Origin of the sequence: Chromohalobacter beijerinckii, assembly GCF_023061185.1 — a bacterium.
GTDB lineage: Bacteria > Pseudomonadota > Gammaproteobacteria > Pseudomonadales > Halomonadaceae > Chromohalobacter > Chromohalobacter beijerinckii.
In genome coordinates this window covers 49543-72266 of sequence record NZ_JAKGAK010000009.1, presented here as the reverse complement: position 1 = coordinate 72266, position 22724 = coordinate 49543, and the positions used below count along the sequence as shown (strand labels likewise).

The window sequence follows — 22724 nt, the reverse complement described above, 5'->3', positions numbered from 1 at the left end:
GATGACTGAACCTTCCACCGCCCCGCCTCGCTCGAATCGCCGCCTGCGCCAGCGTCTCGATCGTCTGGCGACTGGCGTGATCGCCGCCAGCGGTATCGGCGTGGTCGTGGCAGTGCTGGCCATCGGCGTGTATCTGATGCTGGCCGTGCTACCGCTTTTCGACGACGCCGAGGTGAATGTCGACGCCGCCCCCTCGGCCGCCGACGAAGGCGCGATTCACGCCGTCTGGTTGGCCGAAGACGGCAGGCGCTGGTTGACCCGAGACGGACAGCTGCGCGACGCCGAGGGCGAGGTCGCGACGCTGGCCACAAGCGCCACCATCGCGGCAGTAGCCGAGGCAGGCGATAGGCAGCCGCTGGCCTTGGGGTTGAGCAACGGCGAGGTGCGTCTGGTGCCCCGCGATGACCGGGGACGATTACGATGGGCCCAGGCCTCTACCATGCGCCTGTTCGAGGCCCGTGGTGTGGCAGCGCTGACACTGCGTCATGCGGCTCAGGGCTGGGTGCTGGCGGGGCGCGATAGCCAGGGTGAGGTGGCGGCCCTGTGGCATACCGGTGAGGCTACGCGTCGTATTGCAGTACCGGAGACGGCCGAGCATATCGCGCTGGGCCACGCGGGCCGCCTGGCCATGACCCAAGGCACGCAATTGACGCTGTGGGAGCTGTCTCCCGATGGCGGTGGCAAGGCGTTGGCGCGTACCGACACCCAGGCGCCGACGACGGCGTTGAGCTTCCTGCAGGGCGGGCGCACGCTGATCGTCGGCGATGCCGGCGGTGGGCTGCACCGTTGGCGACTCTCTCCCGACGATGCGGGCTGGCAAGCGGCCGAGACCTCTTACACGGCCCTGGGCGACTCTGCCATTCGACGCTTGATCGCTTTGCCCCGGCAGCGCCTGTGGCTGGCGCTGGACGACAGCGGCCGCTTGGGGCTCTATCAATCCCTGAGTGGCCAGCGCTGGCAGGGTCAGGCACCCGAGACCACGCCGCCGACGGCCGTGTCGATTAATGCGCAAGGCACGCAGGTGATGTGGCTGGACGAGGCGGGTACGCTCCAACGGCTGTCGATCGAGGCACCGCATGCCGCGGTGAGTCCGGCGACGCTATGGATGCCGCAGGTTTATGAAGGCCATAGCGATGCCGAGTGGCGCTGGGCGGCGGCCGTCACGGGTGATGAAGAGCCGCAGTACAGCCTGGTGCCGCTGGCCTGGGGGACGCTCAAGGCGGCAGCCTGGGCCATGGTGTTCGCCGTGCCACTGGCGCTGGGAGCGGCGGTGCATAGCGCTTGTTACATGTCACGGCGGCAGCGCGCGCGTCTCAAGCCCGCCATCGAGTTGATGGAGGCGTTGCCCGGCGTGGTCATCGGCTTTGTCGCGGGGCTGTTCGTGGCGCCCTTCGTCGAGCGTCATCTTGCCGGAACGCTGGCGCTTTTCGTGTGCGTGCCGCTGGGCAGCGTGGCGTGCGGCTGGCTGTGGCGGATGCTTTCCCGACGCTGGGAACTTCATCTACCCCCTATCAGTGCCGGAATAGGACTGATGGTGCCCCTGGCGCTGCTGTGCTGGGCGGCGCTGAGTCTCTCTCCGTGGCTCGAAGCTTGGTGGTTCGGCGGCGACCTGCGTGCCTGGATGCACCAGCAGTGGGGTTGGGATTACGCGCAACGCAATGCGCTGATCGTCGGCATGGCCATGGGGCTGGCGATCATTCCCACGCTGTACTCACTGGCCGAGGAAGCGCTTTCCGGCGTGCCCCGTCCCCTGGCGGAAGGCTCTCTGGCACTGGGTGCGACACGGGCGCAGACGCTGTGGCGGGTGCAGTTGCCTGCCGCCGCGCCGGGAATTCTCTCCGCGGTCATGATCGGCGCGGGACGCGCGGTGGGGGAAACCATGATCGTGCTGATGGTCACCGGCAATACGCCGCTGATGTCGCCGAGCCTTTTCGAGGGCCTGCGCTCGCTGGCCGCCAATCTGGCCATCGAATTACCCGAGGCGGCGGTGGGCGGCACGCACTATCGCCTGCTGCTGCTCGGGGCGTTGCTGCTGTTCGTATTCACCTTCGTCGTCAACACGCTGGCGGAAATGGTGCGCTGGCGGCTCAAACGGCGGTATCGACGCTATGGGGGTGACGCATGAGAATCCCTCGGGTGGGCGGTGACGGTGTCTGGCGATGGCTGAGCGGGGCCTGCGTGGCGCTTTCGCTATTGGCCGTGGTGGCGCTGCTGGTGCTGGTCGTGACGCGCGGACTGGCGCACTTCTGGCCCGCCGATATCGAGCAACTGACCCTCGACGACGGCCAGCGGATTGCCGGCATCGCCCGTGGTAGCGAAGCCGGTGAGCAGCGCTATTTCACCGCCAATCGCGACCTCGATGGTGAGGTATGGCGATGGGTCGAGACGCAGGCCATCGAGAGGCGCGAGACGCCGCCGGAGCTGCTGTACGCCGAGCGTCGCGATTGGGGGCCCTTCATCGGACGTCTGACGGCGCTGGAGACGCCCGCCGGCGAACGCCTGCAAGGTGCCGAGGCCGAGCGCCGCCTGCGTCGGGCCCTAGCGGGGGACGCCGAGGTCACGACGCTGCACGTGCGCAACGTCGAGGGGCGCGCGCTCGAGGTGGAATTTGCGCAGGTAGCGTCGCTTTCCTGGCCCAATCGCATGGATATCGGCGACAAGCTCGCGGCCTGGGGGCACGGTGTGTGGCGCTTTCTCAGCGAGGCGCCGAGCGATGGCAATACCGGGGGCGGCGTATGGCCGGCTATTTTCGGCACATTATTGATGGTGATACTGATGTCGCTGGTGGTCACACCATTCGGCGTGCTGGCGGCGTTGTATCTCAACGAGGTGGCACGCCAGGGGCCGTTGACGCGCCTGGTACGCATCGCGGTGCGCAATCTAGCCGGGGTGCCATCGATCGTCTACGGCGTGTTCGGGCTGGGTGTGTTCGTCTACGGATTGGGCGGTCACCTCGATAGCTGGTTCTTCGCCGAGCGCCTGCCATCGCCGACCTTCGGTACCGGCGGGCTGCTGTGGGCCTCGCTGACGTTGGCGCTGTTGACCCTGCCGGTGGTGATCGTGGCCACAGAAGAGGGCCTGGCGCGAGTTCCCGTGGCATTGCGTGAAGGTTCATTGGCGCTGGGCGCGACGCGTTTCGAAACCCTGCGCCGGGTAGTGGTGCCCATGGCGCTGCCGTCGATGCTGACCGGGGTGATTCTGGCCGTGGCCCGTGCTGCCGGCGAGGTGGCGCCACTGATGCTGGTGGGCGTGGCCAAGCTGGCGCCGGAAATCCCCGTGGATGGGGAGTTTCCGTACTTGCATCTCGATAGCAAGTTCATGCATCTGGGCTATCACTTGTTCGATCTTGGCTTCGCCAGTCGCGATGCCGAGGCGGCGATGCCGCTGGTGTTTGCCACGGCGACGTTGTTGGTCGTCGTCATCGTGGTGCTTAACCTAACTGCAATAATCTTGCGCCATCATCTCAGGGCACGTCACCGTGCACTGGAGCATTCGTAGGAGGTTCGTCACTCTTGTCAGCCGCGTCTTTTTCCGCCGCCGAGACCCAGCGCTTCTCGTCGGCGGTGGTCGATTTTCCCTCGACGTCGAGCTGTTTCGACATCGAGGCTCTGTCGCTCGCCTATGAGGGTAAGCCGGCGCTGCGCGACTTGACGCTACGCGTGCCGCGTCATCGCGTGACGGCTTTCATCGGGCCTTCGGGATGTGGCAAGTCGACGCTACTGCGCGGCCTCAATCGATTGCACGACCTCAACGACCAGGTCACGCGGAACGGACACATTCGCCTCGAGGGCCAGGACATTCATGGCCGTGATGTGGATGTGGCCGAGCTGCGCCGCCGGGTGGGGATGGTGTTTCAGACGCCTAACCCGTTTCCCATGTCGATCTATGAAAACGTCGCCTACGGGGTGCGTCTGCAGGGCGTCAAACGCAAGCGCGAGCTGGATGAGATCGTCGAGTGGGCGTTGCAGTCGGCGGCGCTTTGGGAGGAGGTCAAGGCGGACTTGCATGCCTCAGCGTGGACGTTGTCGGGTGGTCAGCAGCAGCGCTTGGTGATTGCCCGCACCCTGGCGGTGCGACCGGACGTGTTGCTGCTCGACGAGCCGGCCTCGGCGCTGGATCCGATCTCGACCCTCAAGATCGAGGAGCTGATTCGTGGCTTGAAGTCGCAACTGACGCTGATTCTGGTCACCCACAACATGCAGCAGGCGGCGCGCGTGTCCGACTACACTGCGTTTCTGCACGCTGGCGAGCTGGTCGAGTACGCCCCGACCGATACGTTGTTCACCAATCCGCGCTTACGGCGCACCGAAGACTACATCACCGGCCGCGTGGGTTGAGTCGCGGCGATTCCGACAAGCGGAGCAGTGTCATGGACATTACCAACGAGACGCATAGCCAGCATATTTCCCGCCAGTTCAACCAGGAACTGGAGCAGCTCAAGACCCAGTTGATGGCCATGGGCGGACTGGTCGAGAAACAGGTGCAGGATGCCGTCGAGGCGTTGCTCGAGGGCGATAGCCGAACCGCCGAGCGCGTGCGCGATAGCGATAACGCTGTCAACGACATGCAAATCCAGATCGACGAGGAATGCACCCGGGTGCTGGCACGCCGGCAGCCGGCGGCCTCCGATCTACGCCTGGTGCTGGCGGTCATCCGCGCCACCTCCGATCTCGAGCGCGTCGGCGACGAGGCCAACAAGATCGCACGCAATGCCTTGACGCTCATCGAGTCGGACCGCCATTCGCGGGGCATGGTCGAGATTCGCCACCTGAGCGAGCACGTGCGCAAGATGTTGCGCGATGCGCTGACCTCGTTCGCGCGCTTCGATACGCGCCTAGCGCTGCAGGTGCTCCACGAGGATGAGTCGGTCGACAACGAATACACTACGGCCACGCGCTCGCTGGTGACCTTCATGATGGAAGATCCGCGCGCCATCACCTCCATTCTCAGCGTGATGACGATCCTGCGGGCCCTGGAGCGGGTTGGCGATCATGCCGACAATTTGGCTGAGCATGTCATTTATCTGGTCAAGGGGCTCGACGTGCGTCACACCGATCCCGGTGAGCTGGACGAGTCGCTCGGGAAGTGACGCCGTTTTCTGGCAGTGGCCGTCAACAACGCTTCGGCATGGGGCGGGGTTAAGGCGATGGAAAAGACATGGCCCTGAATGCTGTGGCAGTGGAAGTCGCGCAGTAGAGTGACCTGGGCGACGCTTTCCACGCCCTCGGCGACGACCTGCATGCCGGCATCGCGCCCCAGCGAGACGATCGAGTGCACCAACGAGGCTACTCGTGGCTCGTCGCATATACGGTCGATGAAGCTCTTGTCGATCTTGAGTGTGTCGAACGGAATCCGCGTGAGGTAGGAAAGCGACGAATAGCCGGTGCCGAAGTCATCGATAGCGAACCCCACGCCACGACGCTTGAGGCGTTGCATGCTGTCGATGATGGCCTCGGGATCGTCGATCAATGAGCGCTCGAGTACTTCCAGATTGAGCAATCGCCCGGGCAGGCGGTAGCGCGTGAGCAATGAGTCGATAAGGTCAACGAAAGCGGGTCGCGCGAGCTGCTCTTGGGAAACGTTGACGGATACCGGTAGCAGGGAATGGCCACGGTCGCGCCACGTGGCCAGTTGCTGGGTGACGGTCTGCAGCACCCAGGTATCCAGTTGATCGCCGAGATCGATTTCCTCGCTGATATCGACGATATCCTGGGGGCTGACTTGCCCCAATTCACTGTCATGCCAACGCAGCAAGGCCTCGAACCCTTTCAGACGATAGCCGTGTATGGCGACCTGCGGCTGGTAGTGGAGCCGGAAACGGTCTTCAGCCAGTGCCGAGGCCGTACGGCGGCGTAGCAAGTTGCGCCGCGTCAGGCGTGGCAGCGACGTTGGCGTATCGAGACGCAGGAGGGCATCGCCGCGCTCATTATGGAGGCGCCGGCAGGTATGCTGCAGAGCGGAGAGGATGTCATCGGCATGGCCGAGCCGGGTGGCATCTTGTGCCCAGACCACGCGCGCGGCGGCGGTGACGGTCTTGCCGGCGGCGAGATAGGGTGCCCGCAAGGTCTCGGCCAGCGTCGCCATGATGTCGGCCATGCGCGCGGGATCCCCCTGGTAGAGCAGCACCCCGAGGCGTTGATCGTCGATGCGTGCCAAGTCGAAGACGAAACCGTCGAGGGCTTTCTCGACCCGCGCGATGGCGCGCATGAGCACTTCGTTGCTGGCCTGTAGGGAAAAGCGCGTACGTACTGCGCGCATGCCGTAAAGATCGATGGCCGCGACGCCACAGAATGCCACGGTGTCCGGCAATGCCGCCAGGCGTGCCTGAATGAGTTGCTGAAAGCGCTGTTGCGTGGCTAGCCGGGTTTGCGGGTCGAACTGGGTACCGATTTCGGCACGGGCGCGCTCGAGGCGCGTGATGACATCGTCACCGATCTCATTTTCCACCAGGCGTGCCAAATCGAGCAATATCTCGCGCTGATGGGCGTCGAAGCGCCTTGGATGCCGGTCGATCACGCACAGCGTGCCCAGCGGCAGGCCCGAGGCCATACGAATGACGGCGCCAGCGTAAAAGCGAATGTAGGGCGTGTCGGTGACCAGGGGGTGATCGCGAAAGCGCGGATCGCTGTCGGTGTCCTCGATCACCATCATCTGGCGTTCGAGCAAGGCGTGCGCGCAAAAGGCATTGTCGCGGGAAGTCTCGCAGGCATCGAGGCCAAAGCGCGACTTGAACCACTGGCGGTGGCGGTCGATCAGCGTGATCAGCACAATGGGTACGTCGAAGACCCGCGCGGTCAGCCGGGTGATATCGTCGAAACGCTTCTCGGGCGGTGTATCCATCAGGCCAAGACGTTGAAGCTCGTCGAGGCGGCGCGCTTCATCGCCATGGTCGGGGGCGCCGGCCCCAGGGGCGTTTACCATGAGGTGTTCTCTTGTCGCGATGCCGAGCCGCGTCATGTACAGGCCGGGGAGGCGCGTTAACGCTGCCGTTCAGGCATCCCGGTTCAGCTACGTTAGCACACCGCCGTGCCGCGCTTGACCGCTATTCGTAGGGTTGCGTCGAAAGGCCGAGCGGGTCATGCGTTTTACTGAGCACGAAGTCTGAGAGAGTCTCATACTAGTATTAAATTTTTCATCAACCATGGGAGATGGGCGCTGGGGCCGCTGCATGGCATGCTGTGTTGCGCAGAGTCCGCGCTATCGTCTATCAAGGGATAAACCTCGATGCTGCATGCGTTTACCGCCATCAGTCAGGGTACACGGCTGGTTTTGTCGCCGGGGATGCGCCGCTTCGTCATTGCGCCAGTGGCGATCAACCTACTGATCTACGCCGCCACGCTAGGCTATTTGTTCACGCATTTCGGTGGCTGGCTCGACTACTGGATGCTCAAGGTGCCGTCCTGGCTCGAGTGGCTGGAGTGGTTGATCTGGCCACTACTGGTGGTGAGCCTGCTGCTGGTGGTGTTCTTTTCCTTCACGCTGGTGACCAACCTGATCGCCGCGCCATTTTATGGTTTTCTCGCCGAAAAGGTGGAATGGCGTCTGAGTGGGGCGCCGCCCAACGATACGCGGGGGCTTTTCCGCGCGGGAGTCGACGCGTTAGGGCGGGAATTCGTCAAGCTGGGGTACATGCTGCCGCGCATGGCGCTGTTGTTCATACTCGGCTTCGTGCCCGGCGTGAACGTATTCATGCCGTTCTTGTGGGCCGCCTTTTCGGCGTGGATGTTGGCGATTCAATACCTGGATTATCCGATGGATAACAACCAGGTGAGCTTTGGCGACATGCGACGACGTTTGCGGACCCGTTGGTGGCCGACGCTGACCTTCGGATTCGGCATGTCGCTGGCGACGTGGATACCGGTGCTCAATCTGGTGTTGTTGCCGGGCGGCGTGGCGGGCGCGGTGATACTCTGGCAGCAATATTACCGTCATCTACCGACTGTGACACGCTGAACGCTCTCGACGACGCAGGAGACCCCGCATGCAAGATACGCAAGCGCCCTCGCAAGCGCCTTCTATAGCGCCAGGTGGCTTTATTCGACGCCGCTGGGCGCTGGGCATCCTACTCGCGGCCGCCGTGGGCGCGTTCCTGGTATGGTGGCTGGGCGCCCAGATGCGTGATTGGCTGGGGACGTTGAGCACGCTTCAGGCGGGCATGTTGGCGAGTCTGGTCGCTGGGCTTTTCACGCCGGTGGGGGCGCTACCGATCATGGTGCTGCGCCACATCAGTCAGCGTCTCGAGGATGCCCTGATGGGCTTCGGCGCCGGCGTGATGCTGGCCGCCACGGCCTATTCCCTGGCCATGCCGGCCTACGAGGACTCGCTGGCGCTCACCGGCACCATCGGCTGGGCCCTAATGATCGTCTGCGGGGGGATCATATGTGGCGGCATTCTGGTCTGGGGCATGGACCGCTTCGTGCCCCACGAGCATTTCGCGTTAGGCAAGCAGGGCGGCGCGGATGCCTTGCAGATCCGACGTATCTGGTTGTTCATCTTCGCCATCACCATTCACAACTTTCCCGAAGGGTTGGCGGTTGGCGTGGGCTACGCGCGTGGCGACATGGCCGCCGGAGTGGCGCTGACGCTGGGCATCGGTCTCCAGAATCTGCCCGAGGGTCTGATCGTCTCCCTGGGGCTGCTGGCTATCGGCTATTCGCGCCTCACTGCATTGGGGGCGGCGTTATTGAGCGGTCTGGTGGAGCCTATCGGCGGGGTCATCGGGGCCTTTGCGGTGCATGTCGTCGACGCCTTGCTGCCTTTTGGCCTAGCCTTTGCCGCTGGCGCGATGTTGTTCGTGATCAGCCACGAGATCATTCCTGAGTCGCATCGCAAGGGACATGAACGCGATGCGACCTTCGGAGTGCTGGGAGGATTCATGCTGATGTTCGTGCTCGACAAGGTGTTCTGACCCCCTCGCCCAAGCTGCTAAGTAATTGACAAACCTGCAATGAAAACTATTATTGTTAGATACAACGTGCCGTTGGTGCCATGTTGCACCAAGGCTCGACATTCGACGATAGATTGACAAGGAGGTATATCGTGGCGCATCAACTACCGACGTTACCCTATGCTTATGATGCCTTGGAACCGCATATCGATGCGCTCACCATGGAGATCCATCACAGCCGTCACCATCAGACCTACGTCAATAATCTGAACGCTGCTCTGGAAGGCACGGATCTCGAGTCGCTGCCGGTCGAAACCCTGATGGGAGAAATCGAGCGTGTTCCGGAAGCCAAGCGTCAGGCAGTGATCAACAACGGCGGCGGGCACGCCAACCATTCGCTGTTCTGGACGGTCATGTCGGCACAGGGTGGAGGCAAAGCCAAGGGCGATTTGGCCTCAGCTATCGACAATGAGCTGGGCGGTGACGAAGCGTTCCGTGAAGCCTTCACGCAAGCTGCCGTCAAGCGTTTCGGCAGTGGCTGGGCTTGGCTCTCCGTCACGCCTGCCGGGCGCCTGGTCGTGGAAAACACGCTCAATCAGGATAGCCCGCTGATGCACGGCAATACGCCGATTCTGGGGCTGGACGTGTGGGAACACGCCTATTACCTCAAGTATCAGAACAAGCGTCCCGAGTACATCAAGGCCTTTTTCGAGGTCGTCGATTGGGACGAAGTGGCACGTCGTTACGCCGAAGCCACTGCGTAAGCCTATCGGGAGTATGTCATGGGCCCGGTGACAGGCATGACGAACGATGTCTCAGTGCCGGCCCAATGCCTGACCATGGCAGATTTCGGCGCTTTCGAGCGCCGTTATCGTTTGTATCACCGCTTTCCCTCCTTGACCCGCAACGACGCCGCTTCCACCCCGGTGGCCGAGGGTTGGGTCGACGAATGTCGCCCTGCCATGGGTGTCAGCCTCGTCGGTTCGCGCCTCACGATTCACCATACCTACGAAACGCACGCCTTGGCCGACGCGCCAGCGCATGTGTCGATCATCGTGATACTCGAGGGCAGCGCGGAACTGTCGCACGGTGGGCAACATTTCACCCTGGCACCGCGTGAAGCGTTAATGCTCACGCACGCCGGTCAGCAGACGTTGAGTGCACGTCATGCCGGTGGGCAGCGCCTGCGCGCGATCAATCTCACCCTCCTGGACACCGCACGTACGTCACATACGCGCTTGGCTACGCCGCTGGCTGAATTGCTCGACAACGCCGCCAGTGAGGCATGGCGCTTGTCCTTGCCCGAAGGCGTTTGGCTGTCGCTTGAAGAGTGGCTGAATGCGCCATCGGAGGAGACACAGCATGCCTTACTCGGCGAGGGGCTGGCGCTGCAATTGATGGCCCACGGCCTGGCGGCCAGGGGAACGCCTCCCCGGAAAGACCGCCGTTTGGGGGTGCGTGATCGCCACCACCTGGCTCGAGTGCGTGAATGTCTGCACGAACATCCCGAGGCGTCGCATAGCATCGAAGCCTTGGCGCAACTGGCCTGCATGAGCCCCAGCGCATTGCGTGACAAGTTTCGCCAGGCGTATGGCCAGTCGGTCTTCGAATGTTTGCGCCAACGCCGCCTCGAAATGGCCCATGAGCTGCTCCGGGAAGGATATAGCGTGCAGTACGTCGCAACACGGGTCGGGTATCGGCATGCCAGCAACTTTGCCACCGCCTTCAAGCAGCGTTATGGCCTATCGCCGCGTGCGTTGCACCAGCGTCTACCCCTACCTGGGGCCGTGAATACTCCTTAATGATGAAATAAGTTCCTCCGCGAGCTTGCTTACAGCGCCGCGCATAGGTTTTTCGGCATTCAGCATAAGCAGAACGACTCTTAAAAGTTAATAATTCTCACTCTCCATAAGAAACGGGTCGACCGCGACCCGAGTACGAGAGCGAGGAAGCGTTTTCATGAGTCGCACATTGCATCCCCACTGGTTTTCCTGCGCGTGCCTGGCAGGCGTACTGTTCATGCCCACGACGACATGGGCGCAATCCGAAAGCAATGACGGCGGGGCCGTCGATTTGTCCACGGTGACGGTCTCGGGCCAGGCCGCCACCAAGACACAGACGCCGATTGTCGAAACCCCTCAGTCTGTCTCGCGAGTCGACCGCGACGAGATGGATGAGCGTGACACCCGCACCCTCAGGGAAGCCGCGCAATATACGCCGGGGGTCTATACCAATCAGGTCGGCGCCTCCAATCGCTACGATTACCTGGTCATGCGAGGGTTCTCCGACGGCAGCTTGAGCAATACCTATCTCGATGGCCTCAAGGTCATGGGCGATACCAACGGTTACAGCTCGATGGTGATCGATCCGTATTTCCTGGAGAACGTCGAAATCGTCAAGGGACCGGCCTCCGTACTCTATGGGCGCTCCTCCCCCGGTGGCCTGGTGGCGTTGACCAGCAAGCAGCCGCAGTTCGAGACGCATCGTCAACTACGGTTCAGCGTCGGCAACAACAGCCAGCGCAGCGCGGCGTTCGATCTGACCGGCCCTCTGGACGACGAGCGGCGGGCCGCCTATCGCGTGGTGGGGCTGGCCAGCGGTGCGGACACCCAGTTCGACACGGTCGAGGAGGAGCGCTACGCCATCGCACCCTCGGTGACCTGGGATGTTACCGACGACACGACGCTGTCGTTCATGGCCTATCTGCAAAAGGACCCGGAAGGCGGCTATCACTCCGGCGTGCCTTACGAGGGGGCGGTGGAAAGCCACAATGGCCAGAAGATCAGCAATAACTTCTTCGATGGCGAAGACGATTACGACAAGTTCGAACGGACTCAGCGGATGTTCGGTTACAGCCTCGAGCACCGTTTCAATGATGCCTGGACCGCGCGCCAGAAGGTGCGCTATCTGAATGCCGATGTCGATATGGATCAAGTCGCCCAAGGTGCTGAATACCTTTATGACGGTGCAGGCAACTTGATAGGGCAAAACGTCTGGGTCGATGGGGATAGCAACGAACTCAAGCGATATTATTACGGTGCCGAAGAATCACTTGAGGCCTGGACCGTCGATAACCAAGTAGAAGCCAAGCTCAGCAGTGGCTTCATCGATCACACCGTGCTTATGGGTGTCGACTACCAAACCCGCAAGAATGATATTGTCTATACCTCGGGAGCCATTCCCAATCTCAATGCTTTCGACCCGCAATATGGTGCCGATATCGTGGGTGATATCGCCAAGACCAACGATGAACGCCATGAATTGACGCAGACGGGGGTCTATCTGCAAGACCAGATGGCATTCGATCGCTGGCGCCTGACGTTGGGCGGCCGCTACGACTGGGTCGACATCAAAAACACCGATTATCTAAACGACAGCGAGAGCAAGCTAGACGATACCCAGTTCAGTGGCCGGGCCGGCGTGCTCTATCTATTCGACAATGGTGTCGCGCCCTACGTCAGCTATAACACGGCCTTCACACCGACCAGCTTCGTCGATGCCGAAGGCGATCTGCTCGAGCCGATGGAAGGCGAGCAGTGGGAAACGGGCCTCAAGTACCAACCGCCGGGCACCCAAGATCGCTATAGCCTCTCGCTGTTCCGCATCACCCAGGAAAACGTCGCTACCAAGGAACAGCCCACCGATCCTTACCGTTCCATCGGCGAGATCGAGTCGCAAGGCCTGGAGCTGGAAGCCCGCACGCAATTGACCGAGGGGCTGCGTTTGCAGGCCGCCTACAGCTACACCGACATCACCTACACCAAGAGTGACGTGGATAGCGAGGAAGGTAGCCACGCCATCTACGCCCCACGTCACCAGGCGAGTCTATGGGGCCACTATGCCTTCCAGGGCGATACGCTCGCAGGGTTGGATGCCGGTCTCGGGGTGCGCTATTACGCCGATATCCAAGCGGATCGCGCCAATACCGAGCAAGTTCCCGACTACACGCTGGTCGATGCCATGCTGGGTTATGACCTGAGCCAGATGGGCATGCCGGGCATGCAGGTACAGCTCAATGTGGGCAACGTGTTTGATAAGGAATACGTGGCGTCATGCAACTCGCTTCAGCACTGCTACTTCGGAGCGGAGCGGAATGTGCGCGCGAGCCTGACCTACGACTTCTAGACCCTGCAAGCCATCGCGCGACGGCTTCGCCGGCAAGATCTTGGCGCGATTGAGTCGCGAGTGGTTTTCATTTACGCTGCCTGGCGTGGGTCATGGCCCACGCCACCCATTTCGGCCTCGCCACAGGAAACGTCTTCGATGTCGGTGTCGCTTACCCGGCTTTATGCCGGCCCTTTGAAGGGGATGGATCGCAAGCTGATGACCTGGGACCAGGCGCCCAAGACGGCCTGGCGGGCGCAAGATCTGTTTTCCCGGCGTGGCATGGCGCACGTGATCCAACGCTATGGCGCCGAACATCAGCATGGCGACTGCCGTGCCGTAATGTCGCTCTGGTCGAAGTATTTCCTGGCCCTGACGACGTACACGGGTATGGCGCACAACCTGCTGGCGGATCGGCAGTTGCCGCTCGATCTGTCGCGGCTCGGAGTCGTGCTCGGCGAAGACATGCTCATCGATGCCCTGGTGGTCGAGGATACGTCCGCGCCTCTGGCCGACACTCGAGCAGAAGCGCGCTTTTTGCCGCTGATACACGACACCTGGGGCCCCGCCATCACGTGCATGGCGCATCACAGCGGCATCGCGCCGCGTGCTCTGTGGAGTAACCTGGGGCAATACGTCGACTATCTCGTGCGCCAGTTGCACACTTTGCCGGAGGCCCAGCGTGGAGCGGAGCTCGGCGAACGCTGGATGACTCTGCGCGAGTTGGCCGACGGCCAGCGCAATCCACTTTTCCAACCCGTTCGTCAGCGTAAAAACGCCGATGGCGACATCGAACCCATCCGGCGCGTCTGTTGTATCCGCTATCTCCTGCCCGGACTCGGCTACTGCGGCAACTGCCCATTGGCATGCCGCGAGAAGGCCGAAACACAGTCGCCGCGTCGCGTGGTCAACGGCTGATCCTTGCCCGCGTCCCCTGGTGGCAACATCGACTTGTCCACATGAGGATCGGCACTTCGCTTATCCACAGGACCTAGCTATTACCCACGGCACGCCGTTCTGCGGGGGCGGCGTGCACGCGCGTGGCGGGGAAAACACAGCGGAAAAGCGCCCCCCGGCCGGGGTGGCTGTCGATGTCGAGATGCGCATCGTGGCGCAGCAACACATGCTTGACGATCGCCAGCCCCAACCCGGTGCCGCCATTGGCGGCGCTGCGTCCCTTGTCGACGCGATAGAAGCGTTCGGTGAGGCGCGGCAGATGCACGGGGTCGATACCGTCGCCGTCGTCCTCGACCTCCACTGCGGCACCTTCCTTCCAGGTCTTCCAGCGCAGCGTGACGGTGCTCCCTGGCGGTGTATAACGCACGGCGTTGAAGACCAGGTTGGAAACGGCGCTGCGCATCTCGCCTTCGTCACCCAGCAGGCAATGGTCGGTGTGGATATCCAGGGCTATCTCATGACTGCCCGCACAAAGGTTGGCGGCGTCATCGCGAATGTTTTCAAGCAGCGTGGCCATGTCCATCGGGGCCGGGTCGTCGCGGGTCTGATCGGTTTCCAGCTTCGACAACAGCAGCAGGTCCTCGACCAGGTTCTGCATGCGCTGGGTCTGTTCCTGCATCTGGCCGAGGCCGCGTTGCCAACGTGGCGGCACTTGGTCGGCCTGATCGAGGTAGGTCTCGAGATAACCGGTCAACACGGTGAGCGGGGTGCGCAGCTCATGTGACACATTGGCCACGAAGTCGCGTCGCATCTGCTCGAGGCGATGCAGTCGCGAGATGTCGCGCGCCATGACGAGGCGCTCGTTGTCGCCGAACAGCGTGACTTGGTATTGCAGCGTCACGTCATCGCGAATCGGCGAGGCCAAGGTCAGCGGTTCGCGGTAATCGCGGGCATTGAAATAAGCCACGAAGCTCGGATCGCGCAGGAAGTTGGTGATGTGCTGGCCGCGATCATGGGGCGTTTGAAAGCCAAGCATCTGGGCCGCAGCGCTGTTCCACCACTCCAGGTCGCCGTGCCGGTCGAGCATGACCACGGCATCGCGCATCGCTTCGCAGGAGTCCTGTACGCGGCGGATGATATCGCGCAGGCGGGCCTGCGATTGACGCTGGGTCTTCTGATACTTGTAGAGGCGGTCGAACAGGTCGCCCCAGACCCCGGCGCCGACCGGTGGCGTATCATGCGGATGCTGGGTCAGCCAGACATACAGAGCGCGCAAATGGCGCAGATGCAGGTAGACATAGAGGCCCAGACCGGCGGCCAACCCCCAGCCGGGCGCACCCAATAACCATCCGAGGGCACCGAGACCGATGACGAGGTATGCCAGACGCCATAGTTCATTGGTCCAATAATACACGTGCGCTACTCCTTGGTGGAGAAGCGATAACCGGTGCCGCGTACCGTCTGGATGAGGTGTTGGTGGTCATCGCCGAGCGCCTTGCGCAGGCGGCGAATATGTACGTCGACGGTGCGCTCCTCGACGTAGACATTGCCACCCCAGACCTGGTCGAGCAACTGGCTACGGGTGTAGGCACGCTCCTGATGCGTCATGAAGAACTGCAGGAGCCGATACTCAGTGGGGCCCACGTCCAGTGCCTCGCCATTGGCGCTGACCCGGTGGCTGACGGGGTCGAGACGCAAGCCGTCGATTTCCACCGTATCCTCGACCCCGGTGGGCGTGGCGCGTCGTAGCACGGCCTTGAGGCGTGCCACCAGTTCCCGCGGCGAGAACGGCTTGGTGATGTAGTCATCGGCGCCGGCTTCCAGCCCCTGAATCTTGTTGTCTTCCTCGCTCTTGGCGGTGAGCAGGATGATCGGCAGCTCGGCGGTGGCGGTATCGCGCTTGAGACGCCGTGCCAGTTCGATGCCGCTGGTGCCGGGCATCATCCAATCCAGCAGCAATAGATCGGGCTGGTCGTCGACCACCATGGCGTGCGCCGTCTGGGCATTGTCGGCTTCCAGCACGCGGTAGTCGGCCATTTCCAGCGCCACCGCGATCATTTCGCGGATGGACGCCTCGTCATCGACGATGAGCACGGTCTTGGCGGTCATGGGCGTGGGCCTCTTGCGGATCGCGATGAAGCGAATCACTCATGAATGACATCAGCATGACGATTACAACGCGCTAATGTGACAGCTTCGTGACAATCGCGCTCTTTACCTATAGCTCATAGCGTCACATAGGCCATAACGTCAGGGCGATGCCCGCGAAGGCCACCAGCCCGGCCCAATGATTGTTGAGGAAGGCGCGGAAGCAAGGGTCGCGTTCACGATAACGAATCAAAGAGTTCTGATAGACGAAGATTGCCACCATGGCGGCCAGCCCCAGCCAGAAGAAACCGCCCAGCGCCAAACGCAGGCCGATCCAGGCGAGCAGCACGACGGTCACGCCCTGCAAAAGTCCGATTATCAGCCGGTCGGCGCGGCCGAACAGGACCGCCGTGGACTTGATCCCTACCTTGAGGTCGTCGTCGCGGTCGACGATGGCGTATTCGGTGTCGTAGGCCACCGTCCAGGCGACATTGGCGGCAAGTAGCAACCACGCCTCGAGCGGTACCTGGCGTTGAATGGCCATGAAGGCCATGGGGATACCCCACGAGAAAGCGGCTCCCAGCACCACCTGTGGGAAATGCGTATAGCGCTTCATGAACGGATAGGTAGCCGCCAGCGCCAGCGCTGCGAACGACAGCAGCACAGTCGGTAGATTGGTCAGACAGACCAGGCCGAAGGCAATCATTACCAGCACCGCGAAGGTGGCCTTGGCTTCCTTCTCGGAGATGCGCCCGGTGGCCAATGGCCGATCACGCGTTCGTTTGACGTGGCCATCGAAATGGCGGTCGGCGTAGTCGTTGATCACGCAGCCGGCAGCACGCATCACGTAGACGCCGATAACGAAGATCAGCAGCGTGCCACGCTCGGGCACGCCCTCGGCCGCCAGCCACAGGGCCCATAGCGTCGGCCACATCAGAAGCCAAGTGCCGATGGGGCGGTCGAGTCGTGTCAGGCGCAGGAAATCCGGCACGCGGGCCAGGCCGGTGGGGCGCGCGGCGTCGGATGAATCGGCGGACATCGGGCTCTCCTGTAACAATGTGGCTGTGAAAAGCAATGTGGCTGTGAAAAAGCAACGTGCCTATGAAAACGTGAACAGCCAGCTTAGCGCGATGGCAACGCGAGGTCAGCGGTCATGGCATCGAGAAAGAACTCCTGTACGAGAATCGACGTACGCCCCAGGCGCAGGATCGAGCGCCGTCCCCAGGGCGCGATGCGACCGTGTCCCGTAACGAGCTTGGGCGTCGGTGACCGAATGATCTCGATAGGACCGCGTTCGAGGCCGGGTTGGCGAAACAGCCAACTGCCCAGCGAACGTGTTCCCAGTGACTGCAGTCGCGCGCCATGAAGCGACGTCAGTGGGGCCACCGAACGTGCCGCGACCCACGGTGTGTCGCCCAGCATCAGCATGACCTCGCGCCGCCAGATACGGGCTCGGGGATCGAGTTCAAGCGCTTGGGCCTCATCGTGCCGGGGGCTGCTGATTCCCTGAGCGAGCAGCCGTACCCCGAAGGGCCGCGTGCTGGCGGCGCGCAGGCGCGCGGTCAGCGAGTCGCGCGAGGCCACCCAGCGCCACCAAGCGGGGCTCATGCGGGGGCGCTGGGCGGCGGCCGGTAGCCAGTGTGGGCCAGCGCTGAAACTGTCGTGTGCCATGCGTAAAATCAGGCTCAAAGTACATGAGTGTATCATGCGTGTACGATGCGCTATGGCGGCGTCCGCGCTTGCGGCGTTCGAGCTGTCATATCGCCGCATCATCATTTTCTGTCATGCGTAGCACGAGGCGCCAATGAGCGACCCTTTGATCATCGTCGGCAGCGGCATGGCCGGCCTGGGCCTGGCCCGGCAGGTACGTGCTCGCGATGCGCAGCGCGCCATCACCTTGATTACCGCCGATAGTGGCGCCGACTATTCGAAACCGCTTTTGTCCACGGGCTTTGCCAAGGGGATGTTGCCCGAGCGTTTGGCGATGCGCTCCCCCATCGACGTGGCCGATGCGCTCCAGATGACAATGCGCACGCACACGCGGGTCGGTACCATCGACCCGCAGACGCAGACGCTTGCTATCGGCGCGGAACGTCTACCCTACGGCGAGCTGGTATTGGCCACTGGGGCCGCACCCAGTGCGCCCTTCACGGTGGCGGACGAGGTGCGTGATCGCGTCTTCACCATCAACGATCTCGACGACTATCGGCTTTTCCATGCCGCCTTATCGCGTCATGGCGGCGTCGCGCGCGTGGCAATCGTCGGCGCCGGACTGGTGGGCTGCGAGTTCGCCGACGACATGCTTGCTGGAGGGCATCGCGTTGCCCTGGTCGCGCCCGAAGCGGCACCGCTGGCGCGCTTGCTGCCGCCGCCGCTAGGACAAGTGCTGGGGGCCGCCTTGGGCAAGACGGGCGCCGACCTGCGCCTGGGACGTAGCCTTGCCCAGCTCCAGCGTGACGATGAGGCGGTCTCGCTGGTGCTCGATGATGGCGAGGTGTTGTCCGCCGACTTGGTGTTGATCGCCACCGGCCTCTCGCCGCGTACCGCGCTGGCCGACACCGCTGGGCTCACTGTGTCCGAGGCCGGTATTCAGACCGACCGCTACCTGGCGACCACGCAGCCCGGCATTCATGCACTGGGCGATTGTGCCTGCGTGGCGGGGCTCAACGCCATGTACGTGCAACCGCTTCAGGCCAGCGCCAAGGCGCTGGCGGCGACCCTGACCGGAACGCCGACGCCGGTCGCTTACGGTGCCTGGCCAGTGCTGGTCAAGACCCCGTCATGCCCGGTAGTGGCCCTACCGCCGCGTCAGGCACCGACACGCTGGCGGATCGAGGGCGAGGGCGACGATCTCAGTGCGCTCGCCGAGGATGAAAACGGCTATTTGCTGGGGTTTGCATTGACAGGCGCTTGCGTACGTCGGAAAGTCGAGCTGGCGCGGGCCGCCCCGCCGTTGCTACCCTAGCTTAGGTCGTCATGCCGGTGGGTACCGGTCTGGCGCAGTAGGTGGGTAGTGTCAGCGCTGCGCCGATGGCGTGGCGCTTGTTTCGCTCATTGAAAAACAACAAGCGATATCTCAAAGGTGTCGCATTCGTTGCCAAACCAGGAGGGCTTTATGCGCAAGCCAGAACTCGCCGCGGCGATCGCCGATCGTGCCGATCTTTCCAAGGACAAGGCCAGTCAGGTCCTTAATGTCATTCTCGATGAGATCACAGGTACCGTCTCCAAGGGCCAGGATGTCTCGCTGATCGGGTTCGGTGCCTTCACCGTCCGCGAGCGTGCCGCGCGTACCGGTAAGAATCCGCAGACGGGTAAGCCGCTGACCATTCCGGCGAGCAAGACCGTGGCGTTCAAGCCCGGCAAGGCGCTCAAGGACGCCGTGAAGTGAGTGATGGCACGGAGTGTTCGGGCCATCTATTCACCGGCGCTCCGTGCAATTTCTTCTCCTTTCCCCTCTTTTTCTATGTGGCGAGGCGCGCATGAAACTGCGTCTGATGCTGTGGCTGTTGGGTGTCATGCTCAAGCGTGCTCGACGTCGCAATCCGCGTTTTCAGCAGAAACTCTCGGACATGCAACGCTTCGATTGGGGCGTCGCCACCGAGGATCTCAGCCTCGCACGCCATTACCGTATGCGCCCCGAGGCCATCGAGGATGCGCCGGGCTTACCCATCGATCTCGATCTGGAATTACGCTTTCGCGATGCCCATGCCGGCGTGGCGTTTCTCAAGCGCCCCACGGCGCGTGCGTTCTTCGACGGTTTGCAAAGTGGTCGTCTACGTCTGGTTGGCGATTCGCGCGATCTGGAACGCTTGCAGGGATTGCTCAAGCATCTACGCTAGCTCCGCTGTGCGGTGTCGTGACGCCTGGTGCGCGCGACGGGCATCGCCATGGCTCGGTTGGGTTCGTTATACTAAAGTCGTAGTGTCGTGCAAGGCACGACTTCCTGGCTTGTTACCGTCCGATCGAGAGATATGCTGCCGACGTCGTTGATCCAACCGCTTAGACGCCTTTGGACCCTGGAGTCCTTCGCCTACAGCTTGCGTGTATTCATCGCGCTGGCCGGCGTCATGGCGCTGTGCTGGTATCTCGACGACATGGGCAAGCTGATCCCGCTGTTCTTGGGTATCATCGCCAGCGCCCTGGCGGAGACCGACGATACCTGGCAGGGACGCCTGCAGGCGTTGCTGGTGACCTTAGTGTGTTTCGCCGTCGCTGCGTTGTCGGTGGAGCTGACGTTTGCGCATCCCGTGATCTTCGCGGTGGGCCTTGGCGTGTCGAGTTTCGGCATGACCATGCTCGGTGCGGTGGGACAGCGCTATGCGACCATCGCCACCGCGACCCTGATTCTCGCCATCTACACCATGATCAGCCTCGAGCAGCACGGCGGTGTCGCGCTGGGTGAGCTATGGCGCGAGCCGTTACTGCTGGTCTCGGGCGCGGCCTGGTACGGGGCGATCTCGGTGGTGTGGTGCGCCTTGTTCTCGCGTCATCCGCTCAAGTTGAGTCTGGCGCACGTCTTTCGCGAGCTGGGCGTGTACTTGCGCCTCAAGTCGGCACTTTTCGAGCCGCTGAGAGGGATGGATATCGAGCAGCAGCGTCTGGCGCTGGCCCAGCAGAATGGTCGCGTGGTGGCGGCGCTCAATCAGAGCAAGGAAATGATTTTCCGACGCCTCGAAGGCCAGCGCGGCGGGCGCAAGCTCAATCGTTACCTGCGGCTCTACTTCATCGCGCAGGACATCCACGAGCGGGCGAGTTCCTCGCATTATCCGTATGGTGCGCTGGCCGAGGCGTTCTTCCATCACGATATCCTCTTTCGCGCCCAGCGTTTGCTCGATCAGCAAGGGCGTGCCTGCAAGGCCTTGAGTCGTGCGTTGCTTCTCGATCGTCCTTTCGATCACGGCCCCAGCGCCCAGGCGTTGGAGGATTTCAATGCATCCCTGAACAACCTGCATGCCCAGGGACGCGACGAATGGCGTGATCTGCTGCGCTCGCTGTCGGCACTGGCCGATAACCTCGCTACGCTGGAAGACAAGCTGGCCGGTGCCGACAATCCCGATGCGCGGGCCGATCACGAAGACAGCAGTCTGTTCGACCGCTCGCCACGCGGGCCGCGCGACGTCATCGAACGTCTCCAGGCGCATGTCAGCCTGGCGTCACCGGTGTTTCGCCATGCGCTACGCTTGAGCGTGACGCTGGTGGTGGGCTATGGCGTGCTGCACTGGATCCATCCTACTCAGGGGTACTGGATCCTGCTCACCAGCGTGTTCGTATGCCGACCCAATTTCGGGGCCACGCGGCGTTTTCTGCGTCAGCGTATCCAAGGCACAGTGATGGGGTTGGTCGCCGGTTGGGCGCTGATCACGCTATTTCCCACCGAGCCTGTCCAAGCGTTGATCACGGTGGCCGCTGGTGTCGCTTTCTTCGCTACCCGTGCGCATCATTACACACTGGCAACGGCTTCCATCACGCTGATGGTGCTGTTCTGTTTCAATCAAGTCGGCGACGGCTTTGGGCTGATCTGGCCGCGTCTGTTCGATACCCTACTGGGCGCTGCCATCGCGGGCCTGGCGGTGCTGGTGATCTTGCCCGATTGGCAAGGGCGTGGACTGCACCGTCAAGCGGCGACGACACTCGAAGCCAGTGCGGCCTACCTGCGCGCGATCCTCGACCAGTACGCGCGAGGCAAGCGCGACGACCTTGCCTACCGGTTGGCACGGCGCAACGCTCATAACGCCGACGCGGCGCTTTCCACGACGCTGGGCAATGTTCTGCTGGAGCCGGGACACTTTCGCAAGGATGCCGATGTCGGGCTGCGTTTTCTGGTGCATTCACACACCCTGTTGAGTTATCTCTCAGCACTGGGGGCCCATCGCGGGGCGGCCGGCGCCGCAGGCGATGACAACACCGCGGTGACGGCGGCGGCCGATGACGTGGCCGAGACGCTGGCGCGCGTGGCACGCCAGCTCGCTGCGGGAGAAACGATCGAATCGCACCAGGACACCCTGACGCGGCATGCCGGCTTGCTGGAGGCGTCCGCCGCCGAGGAAACGTGTGATGAACGCCGCTTGCTGCAGAACCAACTGGCGTTGATCAGTCGTCAACTGGTCGCGTTGAGCGAGGCGGCGGGGCGTTTGTCGATCCAGGCCTCGCGCGAATGACGGCGTCACGGGTAAGTCACTGCTATCTCGGGATAATCGACGTCACGCAACGTAACCGGTAGTGTTGCCCGATCTTCAAAAAAGCAACGGAATGGTTACGTCGCATGGGGGCGAGACGCCTTACTGTGCAGGCATGGAAGACGCCAAGACCCAATTCGCCCAACGCCTGCGCGAGGCCATGCAACAGGCCGGCTATGCGCCCAAGCCCGCCGTGCTGGAGCGTGAGTTCAACCTGCGCAATCCGGGACGCCCAGTGACGCTGCACGGCGTGCGCCGTTGGCTGCGTGGCGAGACGCTGCCTACTCAGGAAAAGCTCGTGGTTCTCGCCGAGTGGCTGAAAGTGCCGCCGGCAGCCTTGCGCTTCGGTGCGCCGGTGCAGCACCGCGTCAACGAGAGCGACCATCTGTGGGAAGCGCTGAGCTATCGCGAGCGCGAGACCCTGGAAGCCTTCGCCGGCTTGCCGCCGAGTCAGCGTGCCATTGCCCGCGAGGTCATCATGGCGCTAGCCAAGGCGGGCAAGTGGGAGCGTCAGGCCGGCCAGGCCGAGGATGACTCCACGCCATCATGATGATCGGGCAGTGTCCGCCTGG

The 22724-nt window shown here is 62.7% G+C and carries 20 protein-coding genes; 15 read left to right on the top strand and 5 right to left on the bottom strand.

Annotation, left to right across the window (positions count from 1 at the left end):
• The first annotated feature begins 1 nt into the window (after position 1).
• From L1075_RS09000 to phoU, 4 genes are all read left to right on the top strand, one after another.
• Complete coding sequence (locus L1075_RS09000; protein WP_040240315.1) at positions 2-2125, top strand: ABC transporter permease subunit; 2124 nt, start codon at positions 2-4, stop codon at positions 2123-2125.
• Positions 2122-3498: a phosphate ABC transporter permease PstA gene (gene pstA / locus L1075_RS08995; protein ID WP_246894871.1), complete on the top strand. Its 1377-nt coding sequence runs from the start codon at positions 2122-2124 to the stop codon at positions 3496-3498. Before L1075_RS09000 ends, pstA begins: the two co-directional genes overlap by 4 nt.
• A gap of 65 nt (positions 3499-3563) precedes the next feature.
• Positions 3564-4337, top strand: a complete 774-nt coding sequence (gene pstB, locus L1075_RS08990) for a phosphate ABC transporter ATP-binding protein PstB (RefSeq protein WP_040240453.1) — start codon at positions 3564-3566, stop codon at positions 4335-4337.
• 32 nt (positions 4338-4369) lie between these two features.
• Complete coding sequence (gene phoU / locus L1075_RS08985; RefSeq protein WP_075368469.1) at positions 4370-5089, top strand: phosphate signaling complex protein PhoU; 720 nt, start codon at positions 4370-4372, stop codon at positions 5087-5089.
• Here the strand turns inward: phoU and L1075_RS08980 are convergent.
• Positions 5047-6921 carry a bifunctional diguanylate cyclase/phosphodiesterase gene (locus tag L1075_RS08980; RefSeq protein WP_246941484.1) on the bottom strand — a complete coding sequence of 625 codons (1875 nt, stop codon included), beginning with the start codon at positions 6919-6921 and terminating at the stop codon, positions 5047-5049. The two genes, phoU and L1075_RS08980, sit on opposite strands and share 43 nt — an antisense overlap.
• 303 nt (positions 6922-7224) lie before the next feature.
• Here L1075_RS08980 and cysZ point away from each other — a divergent pair, with 303 nt between their 5' ends.
• From cysZ to fhuF, 6 genes are all read left to right on the top strand, one after another.
• The gene (cysZ, locus tag L1075_RS08975; protein WP_246941482.1) at positions 7225-7953 is read left to right on the top strand and encodes a sulfate transporter CysZ; all 729 of its coding nucleotides are present in this window, start codon (positions 7225-7227) and stop codon (positions 7951-7953) included.
• A 28-nt stretch (positions 7954-7981) separates the two neighbouring features.
• On the top strand, positions 7982-8908 hold the full coding sequence (locus L1075_RS08970; protein WP_052444894.1) for a ZIP family metal transporter: 927 nt from the start codon (positions 7982-7984) through the stop codon (positions 8906-8908).
• Between the two features lie 131 nt (positions 8909-9039).
• A complete protein-coding gene (locus tag L1075_RS08965; RefSeq protein ID WP_040240325.1) occupies positions 9040-9651 on the top strand; it encodes a superoxide dismutase in 612 nt (203 codons plus the stop codon).
• A gap of 18 nt (positions 9652-9669) precedes the next feature.
• Entirely contained in the window at positions 9670-10689 is a 1020-nt protein-coding gene (locus L1075_RS08960) for a helix-turn-helix transcriptional regulator (RefSeq protein WP_246894874.1), read from the top strand.
• A 217-nt stretch (positions 10690-10906) separates the two neighbouring features.
• Complete coding sequence (locus L1075_RS08955; protein WP_246941504.1) at positions 10907-13012, top strand: TonB-dependent siderophore receptor; 2106 nt, start codon at positions 10907-10909, stop codon at positions 13010-13012.
• A gap of 138 nt (positions 13013-13150) precedes the next feature.
• Complete coding sequence (gene fhuF, locus L1075_RS08950; protein ID WP_246941480.1) at positions 13151-13909, top strand: siderophore-iron reductase FhuF; 759 nt, start codon at positions 13151-13153, stop codon at positions 13907-13909.
• A gap of 73 nt (positions 13910-13982) precedes the next feature.
• Here the strand turns inward: fhuF and phoR are convergent, their stop codons facing one another.
• From phoR to L1075_RS08930, 4 genes are all read right to left on the bottom strand, one after another.
• Complete coding sequence (gene phoR, locus L1075_RS08945; protein ID WP_246941478.1) at positions 13983-15302, bottom strand: phosphate regulon sensor histidine kinase PhoR; 1320 nt, start codon at positions 15300-15302, stop codon at positions 13983-13985.
• A gap of 5 nt (positions 15303-15307) precedes the next feature.
• Positions 15308-15997: a phosphate regulon transcriptional regulator PhoB gene (gene phoB / locus L1075_RS08940; RefSeq protein ID WP_246894876.1), complete on the bottom strand. Its 690-nt coding sequence runs from the start codon at positions 15995-15997 to the stop codon at positions 15308-15310.
• A gap of 124 nt (positions 15998-16121) precedes the next feature.
• The gene (ubiA, locus tag L1075_RS08935; RefSeq protein ID WP_246894877.1) at positions 16122-17015 is read right to left on the bottom strand and encodes a 4-hydroxybenzoate octaprenyltransferase; all 894 of its coding nucleotides are present in this window, start codon (positions 17013-17015) and stop codon (positions 16122-16124) included.
• 83 nt (positions 17016-17098) lie between these two features.
• Positions 17099-17647 carry a chorismate--pyruvate lyase family protein gene (locus L1075_RS08930; RefSeq protein WP_246894878.1) on the bottom strand — a complete coding sequence of 183 codons (549 nt, stop codon included), beginning with the start codon at positions 17645-17647 and terminating at the stop codon, positions 17099-17101.
• Between the two features lie 133 nt (positions 17648-17780).
• On the opposite strand from L1075_RS08930, the gene L1075_RS08925 reads away from it, so the two are divergent.
• The 5 genes from L1075_RS08925 to L1075_RS08905 all read left to right on the top strand — a co-directional run bounded on the left by L1075_RS08925 (position 17781) and on the right by L1075_RS08905 (position 22702).
• Positions 17781-18941, top strand: coding sequence for an FAD-dependent oxidoreductase (locus tag L1075_RS08925; protein WP_246941476.1), 1161 nt, complete (start codon positions 17781-17783; stop codon positions 18939-18941).
• A gap of 150 nt (positions 18942-19091) precedes the next feature.
• The gene (locus L1075_RS08920; RefSeq protein WP_040240342.1) at positions 19092-19364 is read left to right on the top strand and encodes an HU family DNA-binding protein; all 273 of its coding nucleotides are present in this window, start codon (positions 19092-19094) and stop codon (positions 19362-19364) included.
• A 91-nt stretch (positions 19365-19455) separates the two neighbouring features.
• Positions 19456-19815 (top strand): hypothetical protein, encoded by a 360-nt coding sequence (locus L1075_RS08915; protein WP_246894880.1) that lies wholly within the window; start codon positions 19456-19458, stop codon positions 19813-19815.
• Between the two features lie 132 nt (positions 19816-19947).
• Entirely contained in the window at positions 19948-22134 is a 2187-nt protein-coding gene (gene yccS / locus L1075_RS08910; protein ID WP_246941475.1) for a YccS family putative transporter, read from the top strand.
• A gap of 91 nt (positions 22135-22225) precedes the next feature.
• Positions 22226-22702: an XRE family transcriptional regulator gene (locus tag L1075_RS08905; protein WP_246894882.1), complete on the top strand. Its 477-nt coding sequence runs from the start codon at positions 22226-22228 to the stop codon at positions 22700-22702.
• Positions 22703-22724: the final 22 nt, after the last annotated feature.

Coding starts and splice junctions, on each gene's coding strand:
- L1075_RS08980 (WP_246941484.1), bottom strand. CDS start 6,921: ATGGTAAACGCCCCTGGGGCCGGCGCCCCCGACCATGGCGATGAAGCG.
- L1075_RS08915 (WP_246894880.1), top strand. CDS start 19,456: ATGAAACTGCGTCTGATGCTGTGGCTGTTGGGTGTCATGCTCAAGCGT.
- L1075_RS08955 (WP_246941504.1), top strand. CDS start 10,907: ATGCCCACGACGACATGGGCGCAATCCGAAAGCAATGACGGCGGGGCC.
- L1075_RS08960 (WP_246894874.1), top strand. CDS start 9,670: ATGGGCCCGGTGACAGGCATGACGAACGATGTCTCAGTGCCGGCCCAA.
- L1075_RS09000 (WP_040240315.1), top strand. CDS start 2: ATGACTGAACCTTCCACCGCCCCGCCTCGCTCGAATCGCCGCCTGCGC.
- phoB (WP_246894876.1), bottom strand. CDS start 15,997: ATGACCGCCAAGACCGTGCTCATCGTCGATGACGAGGCGTCCATCCGC.
- L1075_RS08925 (WP_246941476.1), top strand. CDS start 17,781: ATGAGCGACCCTTTGATCATCGTCGGCAGCGGCATGGCCGGCCTGGGC.
- fhuF (WP_246941480.1), top strand. CDS start 13,151: ATGTCGGTGTCGCTTACCCGGCTTTATGCCGGCCCTTTGAAGGGGATG.
- cysZ (WP_246941482.1), top strand. CDS start 7,225: ATGCTGCATGCGTTTACCGCCATCAGTCAGGGTACACGGCTGGTTTTG.
- phoU (WP_075368469.1), top strand. CDS start 4,370: ATGGACATTACCAACGAGACGCATAGCCAGCATATTTCCCGCCAGTTC.
- L1075_RS08930 (WP_246894878.1), bottom strand. CDS start 17,647: ATGGCACACGACAGTTTCAGCGCTGGCCCACACTGGCTACCGGCCGCC.
- ubiA (WP_246894877.1), bottom strand. CDS start 17,015: ATGTCCGCCGATTCATCCGACGCCGCGCGCCCCACCGGCCTGGCCCGC.
- L1075_RS08905 (WP_246894882.1), top strand. CDS start 22,226: ATGGTTACGTCGCATGGGGGCGAGACGCCTTACTGTGCAGGCATGGAA.
- L1075_RS08920 (WP_040240342.1), top strand. CDS start 19,092: ATGCGCAAGCCAGAACTCGCCGCGGCGATCGCCGATCGTGCCGATCTT.
- yccS (WP_246941475.1), top strand. CDS start 19,948: ATGCTGCCGACGTCGTTGATCCAACCGCTTAGACGCCTTTGGACCCTG.
- pstA (WP_246894871.1), top strand. CDS start 2,122: ATGAGAATCCCTCGGGTGGGCGGTGACGGTGTCTGGCGATGGCTGAGC.
- L1075_RS08970 (WP_052444894.1), top strand. CDS start 7,982: ATGCAAGATACGCAAGCGCCCTCGCAAGCGCCTTCTATAGCGCCAGGT.